11 protein-coding genes are annotated in these 11882 nt (G+C 62.0%); 7 read left to right on the forward strand and 4 right to left on the reverse strand.

Annotated elements, in window-relative coordinates:
- Nucleotides 1-8: 8 nt before the first annotated feature.
- The 3 genes from R3E82_14235 to R3E82_14245 form a co-directional block, all read right to left on the reverse strand.
- Nucleotides 9-626, reverse strand: coding sequence for a hypothetical protein (locus R3E82_14235; GenBank protein ID MEZ5552051.1), 618 nt, complete (start codon nucleotides 624-626; stop codon nucleotides 9-11).
- 228 nt (nucleotides 627-854) lie between these two features.
- Nucleotides 855-2039, reverse strand: a complete 1185-nt coding sequence (locus R3E82_14240) for a thiolase family protein (protein ID MEZ5552052.1) — start codon at nucleotides 2037-2039, stop codon at nucleotides 855-857.
- A 243-nt stretch (nucleotides 2040-2282) separates the two neighbouring features.
- Nucleotides 2283-2621, reverse strand: a complete 339-nt coding sequence (locus R3E82_14245; protein MEZ5552053.1) for a hypothetical protein — start codon at nucleotides 2619-2621, stop codon at nucleotides 2283-2285.
- A 164-nt stretch (nucleotides 2622-2785) separates the two neighbouring features.
- On the opposite strand from R3E82_14245, the gene R3E82_14250 reads away from it, so the two are divergent.
- The 3 genes from R3E82_14250 to R3E82_14260 all read left to right on the forward strand — a co-directional run bounded on the left by R3E82_14250 (nucleotide 2786) and on the right by R3E82_14260 (nucleotide 6168).
- Nucleotides 2786-3646, forward strand: a complete 861-nt coding sequence (locus tag R3E82_14250; GenBank protein MEZ5552054.1) for an SMP-30/gluconolactonase/LRE family protein — start codon at nucleotides 2786-2788, stop codon at nucleotides 3644-3646.
- Nucleotides 3647-3714: 68 nt separating this feature from the next.
- The gene (locus tag R3E82_14255; GenBank protein ID MEZ5552055.1) at nucleotides 3715-4869 is read left to right on the forward strand and encodes an acyl-CoA dehydrogenase family protein; all 1155 of its coding nucleotides are present in this window, start codon (nucleotides 3715-3717) and stop codon (nucleotides 4867-4869) included.
- A gap of 21 nt (nucleotides 4870-4890) precedes the next feature.
- Nucleotides 4891-6168, forward strand: a complete 1278-nt coding sequence (locus R3E82_14260) for a hypothetical protein (GenBank protein MEZ5552056.1) — start codon at nucleotides 4891-4893, stop codon at nucleotides 6166-6168.
- Here R3E82_14260 and R3E82_14265 read toward each other — a convergent pair.
- Nucleotides 6117-6482 (reverse strand): SirB2 family protein, encoded by a 366-nt coding sequence (locus tag R3E82_14265; GenBank protein ID MEZ5552057.1) that lies wholly within the window; start codon nucleotides 6480-6482, stop codon nucleotides 6117-6119. The two genes, R3E82_14260 and R3E82_14265, sit on opposite strands and share 52 nt — an antisense overlap.
- A 117-nt stretch (nucleotides 6483-6599) precedes the next feature.
- Here R3E82_14265 and R3E82_14270 point away from each other — a divergent pair, with 117 nt between their 5' ends.
- The 4 genes from R3E82_14270 to R3E82_14285 all read left to right on the forward strand — a co-directional run bounded on the left by R3E82_14270 (nucleotide 6600) and on the right by R3E82_14285 (nucleotide 11864).
- Complete coding sequence (locus R3E82_14270) at nucleotides 6600-8027, forward strand: alanine/glycine:cation symporter family protein (protein MEZ5552058.1); 1428 nt, start codon at nucleotides 6600-6602, stop codon at nucleotides 8025-8027.
- Nucleotides 8008-9759, forward strand: coding sequence for an amidohydrolase (locus R3E82_14275; GenBank protein MEZ5552059.1), 1752 nt, complete (start codon nucleotides 8008-8010; stop codon nucleotides 9757-9759). The genes R3E82_14270 and R3E82_14275 overlap by 20 nt, the downstream gene beginning before the upstream one ends.
- Nucleotides 9760-9907: 148 nt before the next feature.
- On the forward strand, nucleotides 9908-10777 hold the full coding sequence (locus R3E82_14280; GenBank protein MEZ5552060.1) for an alpha/beta hydrolase: 870 nt from the start codon (nucleotides 9908-9910) through the stop codon (nucleotides 10775-10777).
- Between the two features lie 4 nt (nucleotides 10778-10781).
- Nucleotides 10782-11864 carry a hypothetical protein gene (locus tag R3E82_14285; GenBank protein ID MEZ5552061.1) on the forward strand — a complete coding sequence of 361 codons (1083 nt, stop codon included), beginning with the start codon at nucleotides 10782-10784 and terminating at the stop codon, nucleotides 11862-11864.
- Nucleotides 11865-11882: the final 18 nt, after the last annotated feature.

Raw genomic sequence — 11882 nt, forward strand, 5'->3', positions numbered from 1 at the left:
CTGCGGAATCAGCGGCGGTCGGGGTCGTTGACGAGCATTACAGGCGGTAGATTGTCCTGAGGCTGGGGACGACCGGACTCGCCTGCCCTGCCGGTATCCGGTGGAGAGCCGGCATCCGGTGTAGAGCCGGCATCCGGCGTTGTGCCAACTTCCGGTGTTGCGCCGACTTCCGACACCACGGCACTGCGCCTTTCATAGCCAACACCGAATCCGCTGCGCCCTTCACCAGGCGCCACCGGCCGCACCTGTACAACCTGAGTCTCGATCCGCAGCACCCGCCCGTCGGAGTGCCGGTAAATCCGACCGTAGCGGCGCTGGGTGCGAATCATGAGCACTCCGTCCGCATCCTTGCGCTGCGCCATGCGCAGTTTCACTTCCCGCAGCAGAGCGCGTCGTTCCGGATCCGCGAGCTCGTCCCAGCGGGCGCCGAGTGCCGTCAGTTCGCTGTGGGTGCTCGTTGAATAGTCGGGGAGATTGCCTGGTGTGGAGTCCGCGGTCTCCGCGATACTTAAGGGAGCCAGCCAGCAGAGCACCATACCTGCGAGCGTCAGGGCAGAAATTCGACGACGACCACCTGGCCGCAGGCCGCTCAGACGGCGCTGTACTGGTCGAAAAGTATCAGACACTCCGGGGTCTCTACTCCATCCGCTCTGTTGAAGGATCCTGCATCCGGCAATTCAGGGCCGGGCTGGCAGCAACCGAAAAACACAGGGCACGCGCCGACGGTATTCTCACCACGTGCTGTTTCGTCGCCATTTCCCCACCGTTTCAATTTGTTACCGGCCGTTAGGAAAGGTCCGCCCGGCAGACGGCGGCCATCTGCCGGACAGCCAGCTGCCGGACGGAATGCGGGCTCAGGCTGCTTCGAACAGGCCCGCTGCGCCCTGACCACCACCGATGCACATGGTCACCACACCATATTTCTTCTTGCGGCGCTGCAGCTCGCGCAGTATCAGACCGGTCTGACGCGATCCGGTCATGCCGAAGGGATGGCCGATGCTGATGCTGCCGCCGTTGACATTGTAAATTTCGTTGTCAATACCCAGAGCATCACGGCAGTAAAGGCACTGGGAAGCGAAAGCTTCGTTCAACTCCCACAGATCGATATCGTTCAGACTCAGTCCGGCATTCTTCAGCAGCCGGGGAATCGCGAATACCGGTCCGATGCCCATTTCGTCCGGCTCACAGCCGGCCACGGTGAATCCACGAAAGATGCCGAGTGGCTCGATGCCCAGCTGGGCGGCACGTTCGGCACTCATCAGCAGGGTCATGGAGGCGCCGTCCGAGAGCTGGGAGGCGTTACCGGCGGTCACGGAGCCATCTTCTTCGAATGCCGGTGCCAGGGAAGCCAGGGCTTCGAGGGTGGTCGTCGGACGATTGCACTCGTCCTTGTCTACCATCACATCCACGAAGCTCTCTTCGCCGGTCGCTTTGTCGACCTTGAGCATGGTGGCCTTCATCGGTGCGATTTCGCTGGCAATCAGGCCCTTCTCAGCCGCCGCGGCGTAGCGCTGCTGGCTCTGCAGAGCGTACTGATCCTGGGCTTCCCGGGTCACCTGATAGCGACGGGCTACGACTTCCGCCGTGTTGCCCATGGCCATGAAAATATCGGGCTTTTCTTCGAGCAGGCGTTTGTTTGCCTTGGCCTTTGCCGGCTCCTGTCGATTGCGCATGGAGATCGAATCGGCGCCACCTGCGATGGCGACCTGGGCCTGACCCGATGCGATCTGGTTGGCGGCCAGTGCAATGGACTGCAGTCCGGAGGAGCAGAAGCGGTTGATGGTCATGCCTGCCGAGGTGACGGGCAGTTTGGAGAGAATCACCGCCAGACGGGCCAGGTTGCCATCCTGTTCGCCGGCATGGCTTGCCGAGCCGACGACGACATCCTCGACCTCGTCGGGGCTCATCTTCGGATTACGCTCGAGCAGCGCATCGATGCAGTGGGCCAGCATGTCGTCGGAACGGGTGAGATTGAAGCTGCCACGAAACGATTTCGCCAGACCAGTACGGATGCTGTCGACTATTACGACGTCTTTCATTGATTCCCCCTAAGGATTTATCGTTGCAGGGCTGCTGCCCTGATCTCTATTGGTGGTAGTTATTAGTTCTGTGCCTGGCGATCAGCGTCTTATCATTTGTATCAGAGCCTGCTGGCCACCAGCAGCCGATCGGTGCCGGCTATCTGGGTAACGGCCAATAATAACCCTATGAGCCAGCAGGCACCAGAACGTGGGGGCGCGGACACTCAACCGCCCCGTTTTCAGGGCGTCGCCAGCTGGTGGTCAGCGGGTGGCTGCATCCACCGCCGTCTCGGTCTTCTTTCCAGACGCCTCTACGGCGTCCGCCGCCGCTCTGGCTGCGTCTGTGGTCTTCACTTTGAAGTGGCGGGAAATCTCCTCTGGGGACATCTCCTTTGTGGACATCGTCGTTCCCGCAGCGGGGGTCTGCCCGGCGGCGGGCGCAGTGGTGCTCGACCCGGCCGGGGCCGCCATAGTCTGCTTCTGACCCTCCGCCGACGTATCCCCAGCCTGTTCGCAGCCACTCATTCCCAGGCACAACGCCAGCACGCTGCCGGCAACCGGCAGCAGGCGCATCACTGCTGCGCTTTCTATTCCGACCATAACAACTGCTCCTGTAGATTCTCCATCCGAACCGGGCGCCACGGCCTTTACCGGCCTGTGATGGCGCCCCAATCCCACATGCTAAGCTCGCGGGCTGCTCCGGAATACCACGGATCACTCCCTTACGACATCACCATAGATTTCCACCATCCCAGGAGGCATTCATGACCACAGTTGAGCTGGTTCCCCACCACACACTGACCCGGGGCCTGTGTTTCGGCGAAGGGCCGCGCTGGCACAACGGTCACCTCTGGTGCTCGGACATGCACGCCCACCAGGTCATCCAAGTATCCGACAAGGGTGCGGTCACCCCTGTGATCAGAGTCGAAAATCAGCCATCCGGGCTCGGCTGGCTGCCGGATGGCAGTCTGCTGGTTGTCTCGATGCTGGACCGGCGCCTGCTGCGCTGGGATGGCAAGGAGTTGACAGAACATGCCGATCTGTCGGATCTCGCCCGCTGGCACTGCAACGACATGGTGGTCGACCGCGAGGGCCGGGCCTGGGTGGGTAATTTCGGATTCGATCTGCACGGTGGCGCACCACAGGCGGCGACTGAGCTCATCTGTGTGGGCGTCGATGGGGTTGCGCGCATCGTGGCCGATGACCTGGTATTTCCAAACGGTATGGTGATCACCCCGGATGGCAATACGCTCATCGTCGCGGAAACCTTCGCCTCACGACTCACCGCCTTCGACATCGATGCCCGGGGGGATCTGCAGGGCCGCCGTCTCTGGGCTCAGCTGCCCGCCGGCGCCGTGCCCGACGGCATCTGTCTGGACAGCGGCGGCGGTATCTGGTCAGCCTCTCCGACGACAAACGAATGCATCCGACAGGAGGAAGGCGGCCTGATCACGCATCGCGTGGCACTCGACCAGGGTGCCTTCGCCTGCATGCTGGGCGGGCAGGCGGGTGAGTCGCTCTACATGTTGACCGCAGGCTCCTCGCAGCCGGACGAATGCCAGGCCCGGCGCTCGGGGAAAATCGAAGTTGTCCATGCTCCCTACGGCCGGGCCGGCCTGCCCTGAAAGACGGAACGCCGGGAGCAACGCCCCGGCCCGATCACACATCAATCCACGAACCGGAAAACTCATCCATGCTTTACGACAACTATCAGTCCCCCTGGCTCGACGACGAGCTGCGCATGCTTCAGGACGCGGCCCGGAAATTTTTCGAAGCCGAGTTCGCCCCGCGCAACGAGGCCTGGATCAATCAGGGCAAAGTGGATCGCGACGCCTGGAATCTGGCCGGTGCCGCCGGTCTGCTGTGTGCAGAGATTCCAGTGCAGTACGGTGGCGCAGGCGGTGACTACCGGCATGAGACAGTCATCATGGAGGAGATGCTCAGGGCCGGTATCGGCGGTTTCGGGAACCAGGTCCACAGCGCCATCGTGGCGCCTTACATCCTCAATTACGGCAGCGAGGCGCAGAAGCAGCGCTGGCTGCCGAAGATGGCCACCGGTGAGATGGTTGGCGCCATCGCGATGACCGAACCCAACACCGGCTCGGATCTGCAGCGCATCCGCACTACAGCCATCCGGGATGGCGACGACTACATCATCAATGGATCCAAGACCTACATCACCAATGGTCAGCACGCGGACATGATCATCGTGGTCGCTAAAACCGATCCCTCTCTGGGTGCCAAGGGCATCAGCCTCATCGTGGTGGAAGGTGATGCTCCGGGCTTTCAGCGCGGTCGCAATCTGAAGAAGCTCGGCCAGAAAGCGGCCGACACATCGGAACTGTTCTTTGCCGACTGCCGCGTGCCGGTCACTCACCTGCTCGGTGACGCCGAAGGCAGAGGCTTCATCCAGCTCATGCAGCAGCTGCCTCAGGAGCGACTCAACATTGCTCAGGCGGCCGTCGTGCAGGCTGAGCGCGCCATCGAGCTGACTCTGGATTTCGTGAAGGAGCGCCAGGTCTTCGGTCAGCGAGTACTGGATTTCCAGAACACCCGGTTCAAGCTCGCCGAGTGCAAGACTGAGGCTCTCATCGGCCGCACCTTCGTGGATCAATGCGTGCTGAAGCTGCTCAAAGGTGAACTCGATGCAGCCACCGCCTCGATGGCCAAGTACTGGTGCACCCAGAAACAGTGCGACATCATCGATGAGTGCCTGCAGCTGCATGGTGGTGCCGGCTATATGGACGAATACGAAATATCCCGCATGTATGCAGACGCACGAGTGCAGAAGATCTACGGTGGCACCAACGAAATCATGAAGGAGCTGGTCGGCCGGACCCTCGGCTGATCGCAGCCGGCGGCCTGCGACATGCTCGCCTACTGGCGCTTCTACTGGCCGCTGGCCCTCATGGGACTGGCGATGGTGCTGTCTGTGCAGTTCCAGAACGCAGCGCTGGCCCGCTATCCGGAAGCGATCACCGAGCTCGCCATTTTTGCTCTGGCCTACAGCACCTTCGGATTCTTCCGCGCCAGTCTGAATTTCATCGCCCAGCTCTCCAATGTCTTCGCCCGCAGCCAGCCCGGGACCGAAAGATGCCACCGCTTCGTTGTCGCTGCGAGTATCCTGATCATGCTGCCGCTGATACTGCTGGGTCACAGTACCGCCGGAGCGAAGCTGCTCGCAGTCGTTTTCCGTATCGATGCCGATCTGACCGGACGCGTGCAGGAGTACCTGATCTACCTGGCGCCGATCATTCTCCTCGGCGCGCAACGCTTCTACTACACGGGTCTCCTGGTGCAGGCGCGTCTCACCGGCTGGGTCACCAGTCTCAATGTCTTTTTTCTGGTGATGGTGATCGTCGGACTCATCGCCGGCTTCCAGCTTGGCCTGCGCCCGGTCCATGTACTGGTGGGCTCAGAAGCTGTCGCCATACTCATTCAACTGATCGCAACGATTTACGTAAAACGTCGCTACTACCGGCTGCCCGCCACAGCGGAACACGAGTCCCTCACCTACGGCGAACTGACCCGGTTTTTCATCCCTGTGTCGCTTACCGGTGTGATGTTTGCGCTGAGCCGGCCCGTGCTCTACGCCTTCGTGAGCCGCACACCCGACGGCATTCTCGCCATCGCCGCCATGCGTGTCGCCTTCGACTTCGCGATGCTGTTTCAGCAGGCGGCCAACCAGTTCCGCCACTTCTTCGTCACTTTCGGTCTGGACGACCTTGCCACCAAGCGGCGCTTCATGATGCTCATCTGGGCGGGGCTCACCGCGATCATGCTGCTGATCGCACTGACGCCGGTATCGAATCTGATCTGGCGTGATCTGATGCGCATTCCCGACGATGTCCGGGCTCTGTCCACAGATGTGTTTCTGATCATGTGTCTCATGCCCACGGTGATCATCCTGCGCAACTACTTCCATGGCCGGCTGATGGTGGAACGCCGTACTTCGGGCATGGCAGTGGGCAGCATCCTGCGGGTGGCAGGCATCTATGCCGGGGCCCAGGTGCTGTTTTCGCTGGACCTGCTCAACTCGTTGAGCGCATCTGCGCTGTTGCTGTTCGGCTTCCTGATCGAAGCCGCCGTTGTTTATCAGGCAGCGAAAGGCCAGGGCGAGCGGGTGAAGGCCACCGCGAACATATAGCCGACGCAGACCAGTGCAGCGACGAAACTGGCGATTTTCACACCGCGATTACCCGCACGCATGGTCACCACACCAAAGCCGATGTAAGCCAGCAGACCCAGCAGTTTGGCGCCCAGCCAGCCTTCCGTAAGTGATGCACCAATGCTGATCGCCATGGTCACACCGAGTGTGAGCAGCAGTGTGTCGATAACGTGGGGCGCTATGCGCACCCACTTCTCGTTGCGCAGCGGTGAATCCACGATGGCCCAGAGACCTCTCACCACAAAGCTCACCAGAGTGAGGTAGGCCAGCATGATGTGGAAGCTCTTCAACATGGTCTATGATCCGTCCGGTACGCAGGGGCGGGAAGAATAACAAAGCGACATCCGCTCACCAGTCTTCATCGCATCAATTCCCGAAAAAAATCATCCCCAGGAACCCGGCACTGCTGAATGGACATTGACCAGGCCATCGACCTCACCATGCGCCCCGTCGCAGACACTGTGGCTGGTTTCATCTTCTTTTCCGTTCCCGCCTTCGGCACCGAGATACCCCTGATCGTTGCATGGCTCATCGCAGGCGGCGTGTTCTTCACCGGCTATCTTCGCTTCATCAACCTGCGCGGCTTCGGCCACGCCCTGGCCCTGGTGCGCGGACGCTACGCAAAGAAAGGAGATCCCGGGGAGATTTCCCAGTTCCAGGCACTCACCACGGCAGTCTCCGGAACCGTGGGTATCGGCAACATTGCCGGTGTGGCGGTGGCCATTACCATGGGCGGACCGGGTGCTGCATTCTGGCTGCTGGTGGCCGGTCTGCTCGGCATGTCCACCAAGTTCGCAGAATGCACTCTGGGTGTGCGATACCGTCGGATACTGGAAGATGGTTCGGTGTCGGGGGGCCCGATGTATTACCTGGAGCACGGTCTCGCCGATTTACGGCTGCCGCGCACCGGTCGGGTACTCGGACTGTTCTACGCGCTTGCGATGGTGTTCGGCTGCCTCGGGATCGGCAACATGTTTCAGTCAAACCAGGCGGCGACGGTTCTCATCGGGCTTACCGGCGGTGAAACCAGTTTCTTTGCCGATCGAGCCTGGCTGATCGGTGTGGGCCTTGCTCTGGCAGTCGGCCTGGTGATCATCGGCGGTATCCGTTCCATCGCTCAGACCACGTCGCGCCTGGTGCCCGGCATGGCGCTTCTCTACATGATCAGCGCGCTCACCATTCTCGCTCTCAACGCCGAAGCGCTCCCGGGTGCTCTGCGGGCCATCTGGACCGGTGCGTTTTCCGCAGAAGGTGTCGCGGGGGGTGCTGTGGGTGCGCTGATCACCGGGTTCCGCAGGGCGGCATTCTCCAATGAAGCCGGGCTGGGCTCGGCCGCTATCGCCCACGCCACAGCCAGAACTCCTGAGCCCGCCAGCGAAGGTCATGTCGCTCTGCTCGAACCCTTTATCGATACAGTGGTGATCTGTTCGATAACAGCGCTGGTCATCGTCACGACAGTCTACGAGCCCGGCATGACGGCGGTGGGCGTGAGCGGAATCGAGCTGACCACCCGGGCCTTCGCCAGTACCCTCTGGTGGTCGCCCATACCTCTGTCGATCGCCGCAGTACTGTTCGCCTTTTCCACCATGATCGCCTGGTCGTACTATGGCCTGAAGGCGTTCACCTACCTCGTGGGTCACCATCGCTGGGCCGATCTCGGCTTCAAGGTTTTTTTCCTGTGTTTCGTGGTCATCGGCAGCAGTGTGCAGCTCAGCGCTGTTGTGGACCTCTCCGATGCGCTGGTCTTCGTGGTGGCCATTCCGAATCTGGTGGGCCTGTACCTGCTGGCCCCTCTCATCCGCAAGGAGCTCCAGAACTATGAGCAGAAAATTTCTTAACCTGATCTGGCTGCTGCTGGTGGCCGCCTGCGCGCCTGAGACAGAGACCGCTCAGTCTGCAGCAACGAACTCCGCAGCCGGGGTGACTGCTGAGGGTGCCAGCCATGTATTTCTGGGCAGCCACATCATCACCATGACCGACCAGAAGCCTCAGCCCACCGCCCTGGCGGTGACCGGCGAGGAGATCGTCTGGATGGGTGACCGGGCGAAGGCCGACGCGTGGATCGGGACCGGCACCCAGGTGCATGAACTCGGAGAGCGCGCCCTGCTGCCGGGATTCATCGACGCACACGGGCATCTGACCTATCTCGCCGCAACGCTGGGCTGGGCGAATCTGGCGTCACCACCGGTGGGTCCCGTGACGGATATCGCCTCACTGCAGACCACGCTGCGTGCCCATCTCGCGGCCACCGCAGCCGCACCCGGTGCCTGGGTGATCGGTCAGGGCTACGACGACTCCCTGATGGCCGAGCAGCGCCATCCGACACGCCAGGAACTGGATGCGGTCTCGAACCAACACCCCATCGCCCTGCTGCATGTGTCCGGCCATCTGCTCGCGGCAAACTCTGCCGCGCTGGCTGCCGCCGGTATCAACGCGGAAACGCCGAATCCACCCGGAGGTCACATCCGCCGGGAGGCGGGTTCGGAAACGCCCAACGGTGTGCTGGAAGAGACCGCCACCTATCCGTTGCGGGCAGTGCTGATGCAGCCGAGTGCAGATCCGCTGGCGGACCTGAGGCACGCCCTGTCGATTTACGCAAGCCACGGCATCACCACAGCCCAGGACGGTGCGATATCACCACCCGCTGTCGAACTCCTGGAAACCGCCGCCAATCTGGGCCAGCTCAGCCTTGATGTGGTCGTCTATCCGGTCGCGCAGAATCTCGAAAGTGCCGATGCCATGGCCTACCTTTTCGGCCCCTATCGCAATCGCCTTCGCTACGGCGGAGTGAAGCTGGTACTCGACGGTTCACCCCAGGGTAAGACCGCCTATCTCAGCAGGCCTTATGCAGTACCACCCCATGGCCAGAATGCCGATTACCACGGCTATCCCACCTTCCCGGCCGCCACCGTCAACGTCATGGTGGCCTCGCTGATGGAGCGGGACATTCCCGTACTTGCCCACGCCAATGGCGACGCCGCCGCGCAACAGCTCATCGATGCCGTGGCAGCGGCTCCCGGTCGAGCGGGCAGAGACCATCGCACCGTGATGATCCATGCTCAAACCGTCCGGGATGATCAGCTCGATCAGATGCTCGAACTCGGCATGATGCCGTCCTTCTTCTCTGCACACACCTTCTACTGGGGCGACTGGCACCGGGACTCGGTGCTCGGTGTGGAGCGCGCCAGCCGGATCAGCCCGACCCGCTCGAGTATCGAGCGTGGCCTGCCATTTACCGTGCACAACGATGCCCCCATCGTGCCGCCCGACATGATCCGCCTGCTCTGGGCCACCACCAACAGGATCACGCGCAGCGGACAGGTCCTTGGTGCGGATCAGCGCCTGAGCATCCATGAAGCACTCGCCGCGGTGACCCGGGACGCGGCCTATCAGTACTTCGAGGAGGATCGCAAAGGCACACTGGCTGTCGGCAAGCTGGCGGATCTGGTAATCGTCTCGGCTGACCCGCTGGCCATGGCGACCGAGGACCTGCTCGATCTCGAGATCTCAGAAACCTGGTCCCACGGCACCAGGGTTTTCGCGGGTGTGTCCGCAGGGCAGGCTCCGTAACCGGCGTCCGCCTCGATCACGCCACTCACAAAGACACGGAGATCCCGGCGGGACAGCGGCAGCCATTTCTGCCGGCAAACTCGCGACCTCCGAGCGAACGGCTATAATCGCCTCCTTTTCACAGCATTCAGGCCGAGATCCTGCCCCTATGGAAGGTCCAACATCCCACTCCTATTTCTCCCAGCGACTGCGGCTGCATTATGTCGACTGGGGTAACGAGGACGCGCCTACCCTGCTGCTGGTGCACGGCGGTCGCGACCACTGCCGCAACTGGGACTGGGTGGCTCAGGCGCTGCGCAAGGACTACCACATCATCGCGCCGGATCTGCGCGGTCACGGTGATTCCCAGTGGATGCTGGGTGGCAACTACAACCAGATCGACTACGTCTACGATATCGCCCAGCTGCTGCATCAGACCGGCAAGACACCGGCGACCATCATCAGCCACTCGCTGGGTGGCTCCATCTCCCTGACCTACTCGGGACTGTTCCCGGAAAATGTCGTGAAACTGGTGGCCATCGAAGGCATGGGGCCTCCGCCCGAAATGATCAAAGAGCGGATCAATGTGCCGATCGAAAACCGCCTGCTGCACTGGGTGAACGATCTGCGCAAGTCCTCGGGGCGGATGCCGCGCCGCTATGCAAGCCTCGAAGAGGCCTACGAGCGGATGCAGACCGAAAACCCGCATCTCACCGAGGCCCAGGCGCGTCACCTCACCATCCACGGCAGCAACCAGAACGAAGACGGCACCTACAGCTGGAAATTCGACAACTACGTGCGCGTGTTCTCCCCGGTCGGCCTGCCTTTCAAAGAGCAGCACGAACTCTGGGGGCGTATCACCTGCCCCACTCTGCTGATTCGAGGCACGGAGTCCTGGGCTTCCGACCCGGAAAAGGACGGACGTGCCGCGCACTTTCAGAATGCACGGGTAGCGAACATCGCGAAGGCCGGCCACTGGGTCCACCACGATCAGCTCGACGAGTTCCTTACCCTCGTGCGGGCATTTCTCGCCGAGTAGCCACTTGTCCGAGCGCGCCGCCAGACTCCATGCCGCCGACTGGCAGGGCGTGATTCATATTACCGGCGGCGGTACGGGACTGCTCACGGAACTGCTTGCCGTGCCCGGGGCATCCCGGACTCTGCTCGATGCCCACATTCCCTATTCCACCGCCGCCCTCGGCGAGCTGCTCGGCAGGCAGCCGGAGCAGGCCTGTTCCGCTCAGACCGCCCGGGCACTGGCCATGGCGGCAATGCAGCGCGCCATCCGCCTCGGCAGCCCTACACCTTTCGGGCTGTCCTGCACCGCGAGCATTGCGACAGACAGAAAGAAGAAAGGCACACACCGGGCGCATGCCGCTGTGCAGACGCTGGATGTCACCGCTGGCGCTTACTGGGAACTTCCCGGCAATGACCGCGCCGAGCAGGAACGGCTGATCACCGACAGGCTCTGGCAGCTGCTGTTCGAGACTCTGCAGCTGGATTTCCGGCAGGCAGAGACGCCTCACGAGCGCGGCCCCGCTGAGCCGGAATGGCGGCGACTCATCGAAGGTTCTCTCGACGCCCACCCGAGCTCGGCTCACGATGGTCTACTGCTGCTGCCTGGCGCCTTCAATCCGCTCCACACCGGGCACAAAAAAATGCTGGCCATCGCCGAGGCACGCACGGGTCTGCGGGGCGCCTATGAACTGTCTCTGCTCAATGTCGACAAGCCACCCCTGGATTACCTCACCATCAGAGAGCGCCTGGATCAGTTCGACCGACCCGTGTGGCTCACCCGACTGCCGACTTTCGCTGCCAAAGCCGCGCGTTTTCCCGGGGCGCATTTCGTGGTGGGGGTAGACACACTGGTGCGCATCATCGATCCGCACTACTACACCAGTGAACGCATCATGACCGAAGCGCTCAGCTCCTTCATCTCCCGTGACACGCACTTTGTGGTGTTCGGCCGGCAGGTGGCAGCGGGATTTGTGGTGTTGAGTGATATCGCGCAGGACCTGCCGGAATCGCTGCGCAGTCGCTGTATCGAGATCGGTCAGACGGAATTTCACGATACGGTCTCTTCGACTCAGCTGCGCTCAGGAGCGGAGCGCCAGTCAGGCCTCTGAAGCCACCCGGCTGAGGGG

The sequence above is a fragment of the Pseudomonadales bacterium genome, from assembly GCA_041395945.1.
Lineage (GTDB): Bacteria > Pseudomonadota > Gammaproteobacteria > Pseudomonadales > Azotimanducaceae > SZUA-309.